Source organism: Nocardia sp. NPDC051900, from assembly GCF_044452545.1.
GTDB classification, from domain to species: Bacteria; Actinomycetota; Actinomycetes; order Mycobacteriales; family Mycobacteriaceae; genus Nocardia; species Nocardia sichangensis.
Genome location: NZ_JBITBU010000026.1, coordinates 17,560 through 34,945, shown reverse-complemented (window position 1 = coordinate 34,945; position 17,386 = coordinate 17,560). Strand labels below are relative to the sequence as shown.

The window sequence follows — 17,386 nt, the reverse complement described above, 5'->3', positions numbered from 1 at the left end:
ACCGCCCGCATCGGCGTGGCACGCCGCCGAATGTCCGATTCGCCGTCGTCGATCCCCGCGACGGATGCCTGTCGTCGAGAACCTCGAATGGCCGTAACAATCGCACTCTTCACCCGTGACCTGCGCGTCCACGACAACCCGGCCCTGTTGGCCGCCGTACACGAGGGCGCGGCGGTGGTTCCGCTGTTCGTCGTCGACGACCGGCTCGTCGGCAGCACTCGCCCGGCCGGCAACAAACTGCGTTTCCTCTCCGCCGCGCTGGCCGAACTCGATGCCGAACTTCGCTGCGCCGGAGGGCAACTGGTGATTCGGCACGGTGACTACGTCGAGGCGGTGGATCGGGTGGCGGCACAGGTGCACGCCGACAGCGTCCACATCGCCGAGGACGTCACCTGGTACAACCGATGCCGACTTCGGGCACTGGGCGAACGGCTGGCGCGGCGCAGCTGCCTGCTGCACACTCATCCCGCCACCCTCACCGCCGTGGATCCCGCCGATTGCGGACCGTATCGGCCGGACGACGAGGTTCCGGACTTCGCGACCTACTTTCGCCGATGGTTGTCGGCGCCGAAGCGACGACCGCTGGAAAAGCCCACGGAATTGATCGTTCCTCGCATCGAGAGTGATCCCGTGCCGAGATTCGACGAACTCGGCGACGCGGCCGTTTCACCGCAGCTGGCGGTCGGAGGCGAGATCACGGGTCGTGCGCTGTGGCGAGGCTGCACCGCCGACCGGCGACAACCACGCGGCCGGTCCAACGGTGACCTCACGGGCGAGGGATGCTCCCGGTTGTCGCCGTACCTGCATTTCGGTTGCCTGTCGGCCGCCGAAATGGCGTACCACACCGATATGGCGACGCCGGACGGCCGCGCTTTCGTCCGGCAGCTCGCTCGGCGCGACTTCCATCTCCAGTTCCTCGGCGCCCGGGCCGATCTCGCGCGGTCCGGCGCGGGTACGGATGTGCGGCAGGCGCACGATCCGGTCGTCGTCGGCGCCTGGCGCGACGGCCGCACCGGATACCCGATCGTCGACGCGGGCATGCGGCAGCTGGCCGCGCAAGGGTGGATGCCGGAGCGGGCACGGGTGATCGCCGCCAGTTTCCTCACCACGACGCTGCAGGTGGACTGGCGGGTCGGCGCCGAGCATTTCCGCCGGTGGCTGCTCGACGACGCGGCGAGCGACCGCTTCACCTGGCAGCAGGCGGGCCGTTTCGACCCGAGAGCGGTCGGCACCGCCGAACGTTACGACCCCGAGGGGAACTACGTGCGGCGCTGGATACCGGAACTGGCTTCCCTGCCGGGTTCGGAGATCCATCGCCCGTGGTGCCACAGCGTGCCGCCCTCGGTATATCCCGCTCCCATCGCGGGCAGCGCGAGCACGTAACCGGCCTGCCGGGCGGTTTCGCGTGCTCGCTGCCGGGTACCGCGGCGACGGACGTAATTCGTCAGTCCGTCCCGATTGCCCGAGGGAGGTCAACCATGGCAACCACGATCGACTCGACCACCGACGCCGTCGATTTCCTCATCGACCAGCACGGCCGGATCCGGCAACTGTTCATCGAGACCGCCGACACCTCCGACCCTGTTGAGCGCGAAAGCAAGTTCTTCGAATTGCGACGCCTGCTCGCCGTGCACGAGACCGCCGAAGAAGAGATCATTCACCCGCGCGCCCGGCGTGAACTGGGCGATGGCGCGTCTGTCGTCGACGCGCGGCTGGAAGAGGAGAACAAGGCCAAAAAGCAGCTCGCCGAAATGGAGTCGCTCGACATCAGCTCGATGGAATTCCAGGTGAGACTGGCCAAGCTGCGCGAAGCGGTGCTGGCCCATGCCGACCATGAGGAACGCGAGGAATTCAACCGGCTGCGCGAGGAACTCGACGACGAGACGCTGCAACGACTGCGCAAGACCGTCGAGCTCGCGGAGGCGATGGCGCCGACCCGGCCGCATCCCGGCGTGGAATCCGCCGCCGCGAACGTTCTGGTCGGCCCGTTCGCCGCGATGATGGATCGTGCCAAAGACATGATCAGCAAGCCGCGGCATTGATCCGTGCGGCAGTGCAAGACGCGCGCGTCGCGCGGCGCGCGGCACCTGGTGCCGCGCGCCGCGTCGCTCAACGCCTGAACAGCCGTGTTCCGTTCCGGGCGTAGGCGTGGGGGAGTCAGTCCGGTACGTGTGATTCGTGAGTGAACGGTTTGGTGCCGTGAACCGCGGGCTCGCCTTGCGGGTTGGTCTGCGCGCCATGGTTCACGCGTTCGTCGGAATCGAGCCATTCGCTGACCGGATTGTCGATGTAGCGCCATTCCGTGCCCGAGGGCCACGGCCCCTGCCCTTCGTTCCATGGGCCGCGGGCGCTCGCGGAGCCGTTGGACATGTTGAAGGCCACGTTCTGGAACCGATCGTCGCCGGGCAGTGCTCCGGGCGGGAAGTTGACCGGCAATTCGTTCAGCGCCGCGGTGAACTGCTGGAAGTGTGCGATCTCGCGGGTCATCAGGAACGAAAGCGTGTCCTGCACACCGGGATCGTCGGTGAACTGCTTGAGATATTCGTACACGATCTTGGCGCGCGACTCCGCCGCGAGGTTGCTGCGCAGATCGACCGAGGGCTCACCGTTGGCGTCGACGTACGACCCCGACCAGGGCACGCCCGCGGAGTCCTTGACGACGGGTCCACCGCCGCTGAGCGCGAAGTACAGGGGGTTCACCGCGACCTGATGGATCACCTGGTCACGTCCGCCGGGGGTCGCCACCATCGGCATCCAGTCGCACCGCTCGTTGGCTTGCTTCAAATCGTCGTTGAGCCCGTCGAGCAACATGGTGATCATCGCGCCGACGATTTCGAGATGGCTGAGTTCCTCCGTGGCGATGTCCATGAACAGGTCATAGGTTTTCGGGTGCTTGCCACGCAGCATGAACGCTTGGTTGAAATATTGCATGGCGGCCTTCAATTCGCCGTTGGCGCCGCCGAACTGCTCTTGCAGCAGCGTCGCGAAACGCGGATCGGGACGGTCGACGCGAACTTCGAACTGGAGATCCTTGTTATGGGTGAACATCGCTCTCCTTACCGATATGGTCGGCTGAACGAGATGGCTTCTACTGCCTAACCCAGCGCACGACGAGCAAGAGACGCGTTGCTTGTTCGGTGGCGACGATACGGGTTCGAATTGCCGGTCGTTCGCAGCGACACGAGGCGCGACCATGCCCTACCCAACGCCGGGGACCTCCAGCCAGGCCGCGCTGTCGGCGGGCAGGACGCTGTTCTGCAAAGGCTCGCTGGACAACAACAGCCGCTCGTGCCTGGGCAGCGTGGTCGGCGCGTTCGAAACGTTCACGATGCACACCAGGCCGGGAGAGCGTCGGAGAAGCAGCACACCCGGCGCACTGGGCAGCCAGGCCCAAGAGCCCTCTCCGAGGGCCGGATGGTCCCGGCGCAGACGCAGCGCCCGGTGATAGAGGTCGAGCATCGAGTCCGATTCCCGCTTCTGCAATTCGGCGGTCAGCGACACCCAGCGCTGTGGCTGCGGCAGCCAGGGAAGGGTGTCGACGGGGCCGAATCCGAATGGCGGCCGGAATCCGCTCCACGGCAGTGGCACACGGCACCCGTCGCGGCCGCGGGCGGTGTGGCCGGAGCGCTCCCAAGTCGGATCCTGCAGCACCTCTGGCGGGAGATCTTCGACCTCCTCCAAGCCGAGTTCCTCGCCCTGATAGAGGTAGGCGCTGCCGGGGAGCGCGAGCATCAGCAGCAGCGCCGCCCTGGCGCGGCGACGACCCAGCCCGACATCGACGGGACCGTGCGGTTCGTGCTGTGAACCGCCGCCGCGGGTGGAGGCCCGCCCGTAGCGGGTCACATGCCTGGTGATGTCATGGTTGGACAATACCCACGTGGGTGGCGCGCCCACCGCGTCCAACGCCTCGGTCGTGCAGTCGACCACGGCACGCAGCGCGTCGGCATGCCAGGAACACCGCAGAAAATCGAAGTTGAATGCCGTGTGTAGTTCGTCCGGACGCACGTAGCAGGCGAGGCGCTCGGGTTTGGCCACCCACGCTTCGGCGACGAAGACCCGATCCGGCCCATAGGAATCCGCGATCTTGCGCCAGCCGCGATAGATCTCGTGTACCTCCTGCCGGTCCCAGTGCGGATGGTCGGTCCGATCCGGCGGCTCCATCATGTCCTCGTGATCGGTTTCGATATCCGGTAGATCGGGGTGTTTGACCAAACCGTGCGCCACGTCGATGCGGAAGCCGTCCACGCCCCGATCCAGCCAGAAACGCAGGATCGACTCGAACTCGGCACGGACGTCCGGGTGCTCCCAGTCCAGGTCCGGCTGGTGGGTGTCGAACAGGTGCAGATACCACTGCCCGTCCGCCACTCGGGTCCACGCAGGGCCACCGAACACACTCCGCCAATTGTTCGGCGGACCGCCGGAGGACGCGCCGTGCCGGAAGAGGTAACGGGCTCGCTCCGGCGAGTCCGGCCCGGCCGCCAGTGCCTGCTGAAACCAAGGATGCTGATCCGAGGTGTGGTTGGGGACCAGATCCACGATGATGCGCATATCCTGCGCGTGCACCTCGGCGATCAGCTGTTCGGCCTCCGCGAGCGTGCCGAACCGGTAGTCGATGTCGCGGTAGTCGGAGACGTCGTATCCTCCGTCCGCCATCGGCGACGGATACCAGGGCGTGACCCATATCGCGTCCACTCCGAGGTCGCGCAGATAGGTCAGTCGAGACCGGATACCGGCGATGTCGCCGAGACCGTCGCCGTTGCCGTCGCCGAAACTGCGGATGTAGATCTGATAGATCACGGCATCGCGCCACCAGGGAGCAGTCATCGCGGCACCCTCCTCTCGGCTCGTTCCAGGGCGGTTACCCGCAATCGGAATCCTCGTAACGTCGCGTCGGCGCTACGAGGTCGAGGAGGAATCGTCACGCGCGGGGTGGCGTCGGGCGGTGGTGTGGTCTGTGCCCGCCCGGGTAGTCGCTGGACATGGCTACCACAGTTCCACTACCGGAAGAACGAGCAGGCACGCCGCGGCGAGCCGTGGTGACCGGGGGAGACTCCGGAATCGGTGCTTCGATCGCCGTCGCGCTCGCGGCGGGCGGGACCGATGTCGGGCTGACGTTCCACAGCGACCAGCGCGGCGCGGAGGGCACCGCGACGCAGGTGCGCGAACAGGGCAGGACGGCCGCCGTGCGCCGTCTCGACTTGGCGGCCCCGTCGTCCGCCGGGTCGGTGATCGACGAACTCGCCGACGAACTCGGTGGCCTCGATGTGCTGGTGAACTGCGCGGGTACCGGGTCCGCGCGGAAGGCGATGGACATGGACTTCGACACCTGGCGGCACGTGTTGTCGGTCGACCTCGACGGCGCGTTCGTCTGTTCCCAGCGCGCGGCCGGACATATGATCGCCGCGGGCAACGGGGGCAGGATCATCAATATCACCAGCGTGCACGAACACGTTCCCCGGGTGGGCGCCGCACCGTACTGCGCGGCCAAAGCGGGGCTCGGCGCACTGACGAAAGTATTGGCGCTGGAACTCGCCGAATACGACATCACCGTCAATTCGGTCGCGCCGGGGGAGATTTCGACACCGATGACCGGCCAGGAAGACGTCGATCCCCGAGCGCAGTCGCGTCCCGGCGTGCCGCTGGGCCGAACGGGGCACGCGAAAGAGGTCGCTGCCGTCGTGGCGTTTCTCGCCGCACCGGAGGCGAGCTATGTCACCGGCGCGTCCTACGTGGTAGACGGCGGCATGCTTCTGATGGGCCCGCAGGCCAGCACCTTGTTGACCGACGAGAAATGGCGCACGCCGTGACCACGGATCCGGTTACTTCGTGTCGTCGCGGGGCGATGCGCTGAGCTCGAGCAGACCAGGGTGCGGGCGTCCGTCTATCGCTCCGCTACCGGAGTCATGCAACTGGCCGGGGGATCGACGAACAAGCAGAGGGCCGGACCGCGGGTGGGACGGTAGCCGTCGGGCACTCCGCCCGCGGTGATGACCTGCGTGTAGGCGCCGACGGCGTCGGTGGGGCGGCGGGTGAGGGAGGGGTCGGTACGTACGTCCACGGTGTAGAGGCCGAAACGGGGCGTGTAGCTTCCCCATTCGTAGTTGTCGGTGAGGCTCCAATAGTTGTAGCCCATGATGTTCATGCCGTCGGCCTTGGCGCGCTGGATCCAATAGACGGTGTCGCGAAGGTGATCGCCGCGAACATAGCCGTCGGCGCGTGGACGGCCGTCTTCGGTCGGCATCCCGTTCTCGACGACGTAGAGCGGTTTACCGGGCAACCGGCGCGAATAGTATTGCAGCGCATAGTAGATGCCTTCGGTGCGCAACGGCAGCTCCCAGATGTGCGGTCCGGGCAGCGTGGGCATCGCCGAACCGCTGGCCCGCAGGATGGACTCGATCAGCGACTGCGCCGGGTCGAAGGCGAAGTAGTAGTCGACACCCACGTAGTCGAGCCGATCGGCGATGCGGTCCATCAGCGGGCCGTTCACCTGCGCCTCCGAACCGGCGACGTAACCCATGTTGCTGGTCACCTGTGCGCCCGGCTGCTTCTGGTGGATGTAGTCGTAGCTGGCATTGTGTGCCTGCGCGACCCGCTCGAGCATTTCGCCTGCATCCGCGGCGCCGTGGCGGACCTCGTGCATGATGTAGGCGACGGGCTCGTTCACGGTCACCCACAACGGGTTGCGTGCCGCGTAGCGGTCCACGACGTTGCGCATGTTGGCCAGCCAATCCTCGACCATGCGGGGATTGCGCCAGCCCCCTCGGTCGGCGGCCCAGCCGGGGTACACCCAGTGATCGAGCGTGATCATCGGTCGCATACCGGCCCGCTCGACGCTCGAGATCACCGCGTCGTAGAAGCGGAAGGCGCCTTCGTCCCACACTCCCGGCGCGGGTTGCACTCGGGCCCATTCGATCCCGATCCGGAACACCCGCACGCCCAGGTCCGCCGCGAGTTGGATGTCGGAGGCATAGCGGCCGAAGAAGTCGACGGAATCGCCGAGGGCGTCGTAGCCAGGCGTCGCGCCGACGTATCGGGTCCAATTGCTTTCCGGCGCATGTCCTTCGGACTGGAAGCCGGAGGTCGATACGCCCCAGAGGAAGTCTCCGCCCAGCGCCGGTAGGCCGGCGACCGGCTGTATCGGCGGGATGGCCGCGGATTGCGTGGCGAGAAGCAGGGTGGATGCCGCGGCGGCGAGCGCGGCCAGGACGTACCGACGGAACCGAGATCGCATCGACCCAGAGTAACTGGGTGCTGTCCACTGATTGCCGGAATCCGCTTATCGCAGCGATTCGAAGACGTGGACACTTGTTGCGATCGGTTTGCGGGTGGGCCACGCGGACCGCGACGCGTGGCACCCGCAGGTGTTACTGCATGGCGAAGCGCAACAGCGCCTGCATGTCGCCCTGCTTGATCTTGCCTTGGCGATTGAGGACTTCCAGCTGCCACACAGCGCCGTTGCGGAAGGCGCGAGCGACCGCGTTGGCGTTGTCGGTGCCGAGCAGCGAGGGCCAGATGTCGGCGACTTGCTGGCTGTTGCCGCCGGTGGCGTCGTAGATCTTGAAGGAGATGTTGTTCGCCTTGTCGAAAGAACTGCCCTTCTTGAAGGCGGCCGCGACGAAGACGATGGCGTCGATCGCGGTGGGGACGTCGGCGAAGGTGACGTGGATGGTCTCGTCGTCACCGGAAGCGGCGCCGGTCTGCTCGTCACCGGTGTGCGCGACCGAGCCGTTGCCCAACGGGTCCAGCGAATCGAGTCCCGCGAAGCGCACCGGGTCGTTGCCCTGCATGAGGATCGCGATCAGATCGAGGTCGACGCCGCGTTTGCGGCGTGCCCAGCCGAGTGCGCCGCCGCTCGTTCCGGACGACGGATCCCAGCTCACTCCCACACTCAATTTCGTGATACCCGCGAGGTCCGCGGCACCGTCTTCTTTTCTGAGCGTAATCACGACATCAGGATACTGACGACCAGCCGCCGCGCTCGGGACGACGAATCCGTCTCCGGGACAGGCAGGTCCGCACCGGGTGGTGGAAGTCCATCGCGGGACGCGGCACCGTTGTCGCCGCAGCGATCACCGGCCCGCTCGGCGTGCCCACCACGCCTCGACCAGGCCGGTCGCGCCGACTCGCGCTCGCCGCCGGTTCGGCACGGCGGCGCGGTGATCGAACACCGCGAAGTCGCTGTCCTCGATGCGGTCGAGGATCTCCGAGTACAGCGTCGTCGCCGTCGCGACGCAGGGGCGCGAACGGCGATGCAGCAGGGCGATTCCGGCAGCGGCGAAGCGGTAGATGTCGCGAGTGCGGGCGATTTGCGCCGCCAGGGCGCTGCGTACCCGGGGCTCGGTACGCCGCCGGGTGACGCACCAGCGCAAGAGATCGCGATCGACGTCGAACGCGGCCAGTTCGTCGGCGGGTAGATACACCCGGTCACGCAGCAGGTCTTCGCCGACATCCCGCAGGAAGTTGGTCAGCTGGAATGCCTTGCCGAGCGCGGCGGCATGCGGAGCGGCCGCATCGGCACAGCCGGTGCCCAGAATCGGCAACAACTGCAATCCGATCACTTCGGCCGACCCGTAGACGTAGGTGTCGAGCGCGGCGCGATCGGGATAGTCGGTCACGGTCAAATCCATTCGCATCGATGCGAGGAAGGCGTCGAACAGCTCCACTGGAATGCGATAGCGATCGGCAGTGTCCAGAGCCGCCGGGAGAACGGCGTCGGTGTCGGCGGCGCGTGCGCGGAAGCGGCCCGCGAGTTCCTCGAGTCGCCGGGCACGTTCGGCGATATCGAGACGCGGGTCGAACTCGTCGAGGATGTCGTCGGCTCGGCGGGCGAATCCGTATAGGGCGTGGACCGCGGGGCGCTGATCCGGTGCGAGCAAACGGGTCGCGAGGAAGAAGGTCTTTCCATGGCGTGCGTTGAGCCGGCGGCAGTACCGGTAGGACCGGTGCAGTCGCTGGTCGCTGAGCCGGGTGGTGTCGAGGTCGGTGCGGGTCATCTCGATTCCGATCACAGTTGTCGATCGATGCGGCTGGTGGCGAGCGCGGCGCCGATGCGGCGCGGCCGCACGGGCTGGAGGCCGGTGATGCGATCCGCGGCCAGTCGGCCGGAGATCAGCACCGGCGGGATCCCTACCCCCGGCACGGTAGAGCCACCGGCCAATACGGCATTGTCGACACCGCGGATCATGTTGGCCGGTCGGAACGGACCGGTTTGGGCGAACGTATGCGCCAGCGCGAACGGGCTCCCGGCGAGCATGCCGCGGCGCGCCCAGTCGGCGGGCGTGTCCACGCGCAGTATCTCGGCATCGCCGAAGACCGAGCCGAGACGATCCTGAGCGACCTCGAGTAGTTGCTCGGCATAGCTGGTTCCCGCCCGCTCCCAATCGATTCGGCCGCGTTCCAGGTTCGGCACCGGGGCGAGCACATACAGCAGGTCCCGTCCGGGCGCAGCCGTAGACGGATCGGTAGCCGAGGGACGGGTGACCAGCAGCGAAGGATCGCGCATCACCTGCCCGCGGACGATGATGTCGTGGAACGACTCCTCCCAGGCGGCGCCGAACAGCAGATTGTGGTGCGCTATCTCGGCCGTCGGCGCACACCCCAGATGGACGATCACCGCCGAGGGCGCGGAGGTCAGCGGCACCGGTCGACGTGGTGTGCGCGCGATCAGGCCATAGGCCTCGTGCAGTTCGGTCGTCAATACCACTGCGTCGCAGGAGATTCGGTCGCCGTCGTCGGTGCGTACCCCGGTGATCCGCGAGCCCGTGCGCTCCAGGGCGGTCACGGTGGTGCCATAGCGGAATCGGACACCGGCCTCGGTCGCCGCGGCGGCCAGCGCCTCGGGGAGCGCACGCATCCCACCGCGTGGAAAGAACACACCGCCGACGGTGTCCATGTAGGCGATGACCGCGTAGGCGGCCCGCGCCCGGCCGGGCGCGACGCCCGCGTACAGCGATTGAAAGGTGAAGACACGCCGCAATTCCGGGTCGGGAATGTAGCGCGCGACGGCGCGATCCCAGCGGCCGAAACCACCCAAGGCGATCAGCCGGGCGAGAGCGGGGGTCACCATGGACAGCGGTGAGTCGAAATTCGCCGCGATGAACCGGTCCATCTCGGCTCGGTACAAGCGCGTCAGCCAACGCCGCAGGCGGCGATAGCCGTCGGCCTGGTCGGCGCCGGCGAACCGGCGGATCTCCGCTTCCATCCGCGCGGCGTCGGTGTGTACCTCCAGCCTCCGGCCTCCGGCGAAATGTGCCCGATACGCCGGTTCCACGGGCGCCAACTGCAAATAGTCAGTGCTGCGCGCCCCGGCGGCCGCGAAGACGCTTTCGACGATATCGGGCATGGTCAGCACCGTCGGGCCGGTGTCGAGGCGATAACCTGCCGGATCGGCCTGCCCGGCGCGGCCGCCCGGTACGGCTTCGCGTTCCACGACGATCACTTCGCGGGAGCGGCCGGCCAAATGCAGGGCCGCGGACAGTCCCGCGAGCCCGGCTCCGACGACCACCACCCGGTCGGTCGCGCCTTCGACGGTGCGCATCGAGGAAAACCTCCCGGTCAGGCAACGCGTTCGGTGCATGCGGTGGCCATGTGCTTCAGTGCGGCGTGCACCGGTGCGCTGAAATTCGCCGTGTGCAGAGCGTTTTCGGCGCAGGCGAGCAAGTCGGCGATCATCGTCTCGATCCTCTCGGGCGCCCCGGACTCGATGATCAACATCCTGGCGCGGTCGACCTCCGCGGGACCGAGCTGGACGCGATGGAGGAGCCGGGACAATTCGGTTCGGGCCGCGGGGGCCGCCATTTCGCGTGCGAGGACGACGACGCTGGTCGCGGTGCGTTCCCCGAGATCGCCGTCCGCGGGTTTGCCGGTCACGGCCTGCGACCCGAAGATGCCCAGAATGTCGTCACGCAACTGGAATGCCTCGCCGACCGCGGCGCCGTACCGGCCGAGCGCGTCCAGGACGGCCGCATCGCAGCCCGCCATCGCGGCGCCCATCTCCAACGGGCATCGCACCGTGTAGTTCCCGGACTTGACCCGCGCGATCGCCAGGACCGAGGCCAGCGCCGGCTCGGTGCGCGCGTCGTTGAGCAGATCCGCGAACTGGCCTGTCGCGAGTTCCACCCGCATCTTGTCGTAGCGCGGCCACGCGTGCGCGAGCGCGGACTCGGCGAGCCCGCTTTCGCGGAGCATCTGCTCGGCCCAGACCAGGCACATGTCCCCGAGCAGGATCGCCGCGGACTCGCCGTACCTGGTGGAAGAGCCGGGCACGCCCATGCCGCGGTGCGCCCCGGCGAACCGGACATGTGCGGACGGGCCGCCGCGTCGCGTCGCGGACCGGTCCATGACGTCGTCCTGCAGCAGCGCGAACGCGTGCAGCAGTTCCAGACCGGCGGCCGCACGCAGCGCTGCCGGATCGTCCGGTCCGCCGCACAGCCAGCCGAGGTACATGAACGTCGACCGCAAGCACTTCCCGCCGGTGGCGTACTGCCGCAGAACGTCGTGTGCGCCGAGGCGATGAAGCGGCCTGGGGCATGCCCGCAGAAGGAAAGCTTCCAGCTCGCCGAGTACTGCCCACCGCACCGCTTCCCGCCACTGCGAGAAGGGGGCGGCTCCCAGTGCCGGGATGCCACCGACCGGTTCGGTCACTGTCGATTCGGACCACGTGATGCTCATTCCCGATTCCCTTCCACGCCTCGGGCAATTACGCGCATGTCTGAGATGCTACGCACAACGATGCACTATCGAGGCGAAAAGCAGCCCTGCAATGTCTGGAAGTCGCCCGCGAAGCCGAACCCGCCCGCACAGGTCGGCGTCGAGGTGCCGGTAACCGTGACCGTCGCACCGGGACCGGCGATGCCGATCGACAACCCTGGGCGCGCGCCGGTGGTCGTGACCGTCGCGCCGGGTCCGACGGCGATCGCGGCCGGGCCGGACAGGTATGTCGAGTTCGAGGTCGCCACCCCTCCGTTCTGCGCGATGGCCAGGGACAGGCTGTTCGGTGCGGCGTCCGCGGTGGCGTCCGCGTCGAAGCCGTAGGCCGCCGCGGCGCCCCCCGCGCCACTGCTCGCCGAGCAGGAGGCGGTGCTGTCGGCGGTCTGCGTCGCGGCGAGGCCGGGTGCGGGGCACTCCGCGGGGGCGGCGGTGGCGGCGGGTGCGGCGAACAGCATGCCCAGCCACGCCGCGCCGACGCCGGTGGTCAGCCCCACCGATCGCGTGAGAGTGGGTCGATCCATGACGTCCTCCTTTGGTGCTCGGGCTTGCAAGGCTTCACGCTACGCCATTTTTGATGCAAAATCGATGCATCATTCGAATTCTTCCGAAAGGAGCGGGAGACATGCGGCGGATGCGGTCCCGCGATGGTTGACCAGGGGTCCGCCCGGTACGCGGTGGGCGCGGTGGCGAAGCGGCTGGGCGTTCCGGTCGCCACCCTGCGCAGTTGGAACCAGCGGTACGCGATCGGCCCGCCGAGGCGTCGGCCGGGAGCGCACCGCCGCTATTCCGAATCCGACATCGCGACCTTGCGGAGGATGATCGCGCTCATCGAAGCGGGCGCCACACCGGCCGGTGCGGCACAGCAGGCGCTCGCCGAAGCTCCGCGAGTATCAGAGGGTCGCAGCGCTCTCCTGGTCGCCGCCGAACAACTGGAACCCGATGTCGCGCTGACTCTGATCATGGCTCGGCTGGCGCGCGACGGTGTGGTCGCGACGTGGAACAGGTTGTGTCGTCCGGCATTCGGGACGATCGTCGCGGCACAGGACGCCGGTCGGGGGCTGATCGAAGTGGAACATCTGTTGTCCTGGGCGGTGATCGCGGGATTGCACCGCATGTTCCCGCCGGTCCGGCGTCCGGGTTCGCAACCGCCGGTGCTCTTGGCCTGCACCGCGGGGGAGAACCACGTGCTGCCCCTGGAAGTATTGCGTGCCGCGCTGGCCGAGCGGGGCGTCGTCGCGTTGTTGCTGGGCGCGGCGGTGCCCGACTCGGCTTTGGCCGAAGCCTTGGCGCGCCATGATCGGCCCTGCGTACTCGTGCTCTGGTCGCAGCTGCCCGCGACCGCCACCGCGGGAACGCTTCGGGCAGTGCGAGAGGCGGCGGCGCGGCTGCTGGTCGCCGGGCCGGGCTGGTCCACGGTCCGGCTACCGCCCGGGGCTCTCTACGTCGCCACTCTTGAGGAGGCCTTGGAGGTTCTCGGCGAACTCGGACCCGACGGGGCGTGATCCCGGGTCACTTCCGGCCCAGCCCACCGATGGCGAGTGTCCACGCTCCCGCGCCGCCGCGTCCGGCATCGGTGGGCTGGGCCGGACGTGGCAGGCGTGGGCGGCGGCGCTCGCGGTCGATACCACGGGCCGCCGCCGCGAACTCAGGCGTCGGCCGAAACCGTCTTCGCCGAGCGCACGTTCGGGAGGGCGAGATTGTCACGCAGGGTGGTCCCGGTGTACTCGGTGCGCAATGCACCACGGTCCTGCAACAGCGGCACCACTCGGTCGACGAATTCGTCCAGGCCCCATGGCACGAGGTGCGAACCGAGAATGAAACCGTCGGACCCGTCGTTCTGAACGAAAGTGTCGATCTTCTCCGCGACCTGTGCGGGGGTTCCGACCAAGGGACCGCGCTCGAATTGGTCGATCACCACCTCGCGCAGCGAGAGCTTCTTCGTCTCGGCGACCTGGCGCAGACGTTCGGCGGTGGCGAAGCGGTCTTGATGCAGGAAGGCGCGGCCCTGGATGATCGGCGGAGCGTCGGGGTCCGGATCGATGTCGGGCACCGGCCCTTCCGGATCGTAGCCGGACAGGTCGCGGTTCCAGATCTGCTCCAGCAGAATCAACGCGGTCTGTCCGGTGACCTGCTCGTTGCGGACGGCATGGTATTTCTCGATCGCCTCGGCCTCGGTGTCCCCGAGAACGAAACTCGCCGACGGCAGAATCTTGATGTCGTCGGCCGCCCGCCCCGCCGCTACCGCGCGCGACTTGATATCGCGGTAGAAGTCCGCCGCCTCGGGCAATTTGCCGTACGGGGAAAAGATGGCGTCGGCATTGGCGGCGGCGAAGGCTCGTCCTTGCGGCGACACACCGGCTTGCAGGATCACCGGCCTGCCCTGCGGGCTGCGCGGCACGGTGAAACGACCGGAGATGTCGAACTGGCTGCCGCGGAAAGCGAATGCCCCGGCATCCGGCCGAGCCAGAAACCGTCCGGCGTCCTTGTCGGCGACGATGTCGTTCGCGTCCCACGAATCCCACAGGGCGCGAACGGCATTCAGCGTCTCCTCGGCGCGGGCGTAGCGGTCGGCGGGATCGAGGAATCCGCCGCGCCGGAAGTTCTGGCCGGTGAACGCGTCGAACGAGGTCACGACGTTCCAGGCGGCGCGGCCGCCGGAGAGATGGTCCAGGCTGGCGAACTGCCGGGCCAGTTCGTAGGGCTCGTTGAAGGTGGCGTTGATGGTGCCCGCGAGCCCGAGATGCTCGGTGACCGCGGCGATCGAGGCGAGCACGGTGAATGTGTCGGGACGGCCGATGATGTCCTGATCGAAGATCTTGCCCGCGCGTTCGCGCAGGATGAGCCCTTCGGCGAGGAAGAAGAAATCGAACTTGCCGCGTTCGGCGGTGCGCGCGGTGTGTTCGAAACTGCTGAAATCGATCTGGCTGCCCGCCTCCGGATGCCACCAGGCGGTGTGATGGTTGACGCCGCCGAGGTAGGCGCCCAGGATGATCTGCTTACGGGGGGTGCTCATGGTGACCTCGCTCAGGCAGTCGCGTAACGATTGGGGACGTCGGTGGGCAGGCCGAGCAGCGCGCGCAGCGAGCCGTCCGGGTAGCCGGTGCGGAACACACCGCGCCGTTGCAGCGCGGGCACGAGCCGGTCGGCTACCGCTGCCAGATCGTCGACCGCCACGCCGGGCCGCAAACGGAACCCGTCGATCCCCCGCTCGCTCCAGTCGGTGAGCAGATCGGCGAGTTCGTCCGCACTTCCCGCGAAGACAGGGGCGTCGGAATCGAATTCGGCACGCGCGAGCTCGCTCAACCGGGACAGCCGCTGCGGACCCGGCTCCTCGTCGGTATCGAGGAAGACTGTGATGTCGGCATAGACCCGCAGCGGCTCACCGGCGCGTCCCACTCGGGCCGCGGCGGACGCGACTTGCTCCAGGACCGGGCCGGGGCCTTCGTCGCGCGTGGGCGTGACGAAGACCAGATCCGCACCGCGGGCGGCGAATTCGTAGATCAGCGGGCCGTGCGCCAGAGCCGCCACCACCGGCTGCCCTTGGGGCGGACGCGGCGTGATCGATGGCCCACGGACGCTGAAGAAGCGGCCCTCGAAGTCGATGTAGTGCAGCTTGTCGCGATCGATGAACCGGCGGGTGGCCACATCGCGGATCTCCGCGTCGTCTTCCCAGCTGTCCCACAATCGCCGTACCACTTCGACGGCGTCGGCGGCCTCGTCGAACAGATCGTGGACGTGGCCGGGAAAGCTCCCGGAAGCGATCGCTTCCGCGATTTCGGCGGTGCTGAGGTCGCGCACCGAGCGACGTCCGAAGTGGGCCGCCTCCTCGGCCGTCCCGGACACGCGCGCCTGCCAGCCCGCCCGGCCACGCGACGTGTAATCGAGCGTGGCGATCGACTTGGAGACGTGGAAGGGTTCGGTGTGCGTGGTCGTCACGGTCGGGATGAGCCCGATGTGCCGGGTGACCGGGGCGACCCGCGCGGCGATCAGATGGGCGTCGAGCCTGGCTCGCACCTGATCGACGGCGTCGTCGGACGGTGCGTGCCGCTCACCGGGGATTCGCAGGCTGTCCTCGATGCTCACGAAATCGAGCAGTGCCCGTTCGGCCGTCGCGACCGATCCGGTCCAGTAACCGGGGCTGAACAGCTCGGCGGGCCGGGAGTTCGGCTCCCGCCATGCGGCCGGATGCCAGCCCGCCCCGTCGAGCGCGACGCCGAGGTGCAGTGGGTTCGGTGCCATCGTCTCCCGTTTCTCTCCATGCGCGAATGTCGTGCCGTGCAACGCGCGAACCTGCGCGTACCCGCCCGACGATGACCATGGCGGGAATCACCGGCCTCGGCCGGATCAATGGCCGGTCGCCGCGCGGCAATCAGTGGCTTCGGATAACACGTGGCCACGGCGGTGAGCGGCGCTACGGGCACGGGCACGACCGTCATCGCGCACGGGGTGTCAACGATTCGGATCAGCTCGATCGATGGGAAATACCCCGGGTGGCCGTGCCCGGCGACCATGGGTTTCGATCAGCGTGAGCCGACCGGTCGCAACGGCAGGGACGGAAGTGGTCCACTCTCCGTGATCGCGCATCGAAAGGAAGAGATACACACCGATGAGTTATGGCCCCTTCGACCTGACCTACGCCGCCGCCGACGACCGGTACGAAAAGGTCCCGTACCGCCGGACCGGCAACTCCGGCCTCGACCTTCCCGCCTTCTCCTTCGGCTTGTGGCAGAAGTTCGGCACCGATTACCCGTTCGCGACGCAACGCGAGATCATCCTGCACGCTTTCGATCTCGGCATCACGCATTTCGACAACGCCGACCGCTACGGTCCCCCGCATCGCGCCGCCCAGAAGAACTTCGGGGCGGTGCTGGCCAAGGACCTCGCTCCCTATCGCGACGAGCTGATCCTCTCGACCAAGGCGGGCAACCCGATCGGGCCCAGCCCTTACCTCAGGGGCGGTTCGCGCAAGTCGATCCTCACCTCGCTCGAACACAGCCTGCGCGACCTGGGCACCGAGTACGTCGACATCTTCTACCATCACAGCCCGGATCCGAGCACGCCGCTGGAGGAGACGGTCGGCGCGCTGGTCAGCGCGGTGCAACAAGGCAAGGCGCTGTACATCGGCCTGTCCAACTACGCGCCCGACCGCACCCACGAGGCCGCCGAGCTGCTCCGGAACGCGAGCGTCCCGCTGCTGATCCACCAGGCGCGCTACTCGATCTACGACCGCCGCCCCGAACGAAACGGCCTGCTGGACACCGCCCGCCAGGACGGCTTCGGCACGATCGTCTACTCGCCGCTGGCCCAGGGCCTGTTGACCGACAAGTACCTGGAGACGATTCCCGACGGGGCGCGGGCGCGCAACAGCAGCTTCCTGTCGCCGGACGTCATCGACGAGGCCTACCGGCAGCGCACCGCCGCGCTCGACAAGATCGCCCAGGCGCGGGGTCAGTCGCTCGCGCAGCTGGCGCTGCAGTGGGTGCTGCGGCGCCCCGAAGTGACCTCCGCGCTGATCGGCGCGAGTTCCACCGCGCAGCTCGACCACAACATCGCGGCGTTGAACTTCCCCGCGTTCACCGACGACGAACTCGCACTCATCGACGAGCACGGCGTGCACGGGACCGGCCTGAAACTCTGACTTCGCGCAAGCGGTCGGGAGGGGCAGCGCGGGCGCTGC

At 67.9% G+C, this 17,386-nt stretch carries 15 protein-coding genes; 5 read left to right on the top strand and 10 right to left on the bottom strand.

Annotated elements, in window-relative coordinates; all coding sequences use genetic code 11:
* Nucleotides 1-87 precede the first annotated feature (87 nt).
* Nucleotides 88-1,383: an FAD-binding domain-containing protein gene (locus tag ACIA5H_RS33095; protein ID WP_397079802.1), complete on the top strand. Its 1,296-nt coding sequence runs from the start codon at nucleotides 88-90 to the stop codon at nucleotides 1,381-1,383.
* A gap of 95 nt (nucleotides 1,384-1,478) precedes the next feature.
* Nucleotides 1,479-2,042, top strand: coding sequence for a hemerythrin domain-containing protein (locus ACIA5H_RS33090; protein WP_379253689.1), 564 nt, complete (start codon nucleotides 1,479-1,481; stop codon nucleotides 2,040-2,042).
* A gap of 115 nt (nucleotides 2,043-2,157) precedes the next feature.
* On the opposite strand, the gene ACIA5H_RS33085 is transcribed toward ACIA5H_RS33090, so the two are convergent.
* Entirely contained in the window at nucleotides 2,158-3,048 is an 891-nt protein-coding gene (locus ACIA5H_RS33085; RefSeq protein WP_379253874.1) for a manganese catalase family protein, read from the bottom strand.
* 150 nt (nucleotides 3,049-3,198) lie between these two features.
* Complete coding sequence (locus tag ACIA5H_RS33080; RefSeq protein ID WP_397079799.1) at nucleotides 3,199-4,824, bottom strand: glycoside hydrolase family 13 protein; 1,626 nt, start codon at nucleotides 4,822-4,824, stop codon at nucleotides 3,199-3,201.
* A 155-nt stretch (nucleotides 4,825-4,979) separates the two neighbouring features.
* On the opposite strand from ACIA5H_RS33080, the gene ACIA5H_RS33075 reads away from it, so the two are divergent.
* Nucleotides 4,980-5,807 carry an SDR family oxidoreductase gene (locus ACIA5H_RS33075; protein ID WP_397079796.1) on the top strand — a complete coding sequence of 276 codons (828 nt, stop codon included), beginning with the start codon at nucleotides 4,980-4,982 and terminating at the stop codon, nucleotides 5,805-5,807.
* 74 nt (nucleotides 5,808-5,881) lie between these two features.
* Here ACIA5H_RS33075 and ACIA5H_RS33070 read toward each other — a convergent pair whose 3' ends face one another.
* The 6 genes from ACIA5H_RS33070 to ACIA5H_RS33045 form a co-directional block, all read right to left on the bottom strand.
* Nucleotides 5,882-7,231 carry a family 1 glycosylhydrolase gene (locus ACIA5H_RS33070; protein WP_397079794.1) on the bottom strand — a complete coding sequence of 450 codons (1,350 nt, stop codon included), beginning with the start codon at nucleotides 7,229-7,231 and terminating at the stop codon, nucleotides 5,882-5,884.
* Between the two features lie 133 nt (nucleotides 7,232-7,364).
* Nucleotides 7,365-7,946 carry a TerD family protein gene (locus tag ACIA5H_RS33065; protein ID WP_379253685.1) on the bottom strand — a complete coding sequence of 194 codons (582 nt, stop codon included), beginning with the start codon at nucleotides 7,944-7,946 and terminating at the stop codon, nucleotides 7,365-7,367.
* A gap of 123 nt (nucleotides 7,947-8,069) precedes the next feature.
* Nucleotides 8,070-8,993, bottom strand: coding sequence for a phytoene/squalene synthase family protein (locus tag ACIA5H_RS33060; protein ID WP_397079791.1), 924 nt, complete (start codon nucleotides 8,991-8,993; stop codon nucleotides 8,070-8,072).
* 11 nt (nucleotides 8,994-9,004) lie between these two features.
* Complete coding sequence (gene crtI, locus ACIA5H_RS33055; RefSeq protein ID WP_397079789.1) at nucleotides 9,005-10,537, bottom strand: phytoene desaturase family protein; 1,533 nt, start codon at nucleotides 10,535-10,537, stop codon at nucleotides 9,005-9,007.
* A gap of 17 nt (nucleotides 10,538-10,554) precedes the next feature.
* Entirely contained in the window at nucleotides 10,555-11,670 is a 1,116-nt protein-coding gene (locus ACIA5H_RS33050) for a polyprenyl synthetase family protein (protein ID WP_379253682.1), read from the bottom strand.
* A gap of 65 nt (nucleotides 11,671-11,735) precedes the next feature.
* On the bottom strand, nucleotides 11,736-12,230 hold the full coding sequence (locus ACIA5H_RS33045) for a DUF6764 family protein (RefSeq protein ID WP_355075507.1): 495 nt from the start codon (nucleotides 12,228-12,230) through the stop codon (nucleotides 11,736-11,738).
* Between the two features lie 123 nt (nucleotides 12,231-12,353).
* On the opposite strand from ACIA5H_RS33045, the gene ACIA5H_RS33040 reads away from it, so the two are divergent.
* Entirely contained in the window at nucleotides 12,354-13,211 is an 858-nt protein-coding gene (locus ACIA5H_RS33040) for a MerR family transcriptional regulator (protein WP_397079786.1), read from the top strand.
* A 143-nt stretch (nucleotides 13,212-13,354) separates the two neighbouring features.
* On the opposite strand, the gene ACIA5H_RS33035 is transcribed toward ACIA5H_RS33040, so the two are convergent.
* Entirely contained in the window at nucleotides 13,355-14,722 is a 1,368-nt protein-coding gene (locus ACIA5H_RS33035; protein WP_397079784.1) for an NtaA/DmoA family FMN-dependent monooxygenase, read from the bottom strand.
* An 11-nt stretch (nucleotides 14,723-14,733) separates the two neighbouring features.
* Nucleotides 14,734-15,948 carry an LLM class flavin-dependent oxidoreductase gene (locus ACIA5H_RS33030; RefSeq protein ID WP_397079782.1) on the bottom strand — a complete coding sequence of 405 codons (1,215 nt, stop codon included), beginning with the start codon at nucleotides 15,946-15,948 and terminating at the stop codon, nucleotides 14,734-14,736.
* A gap of 367 nt (nucleotides 15,949-16,315) precedes the next feature.
* Between ACIA5H_RS33030 and ACIA5H_RS33025 the strand changes: the two genes are divergently transcribed.
* Complete coding sequence (locus ACIA5H_RS33025) at nucleotides 16,316-17,347, top strand: aldo/keto reductase (RefSeq protein WP_397079780.1); 1,032 nt, start codon at nucleotides 16,316-16,318, stop codon at nucleotides 17,345-17,347.
* Nucleotides 17,348-17,386 lie beyond the last annotated feature (39 nt).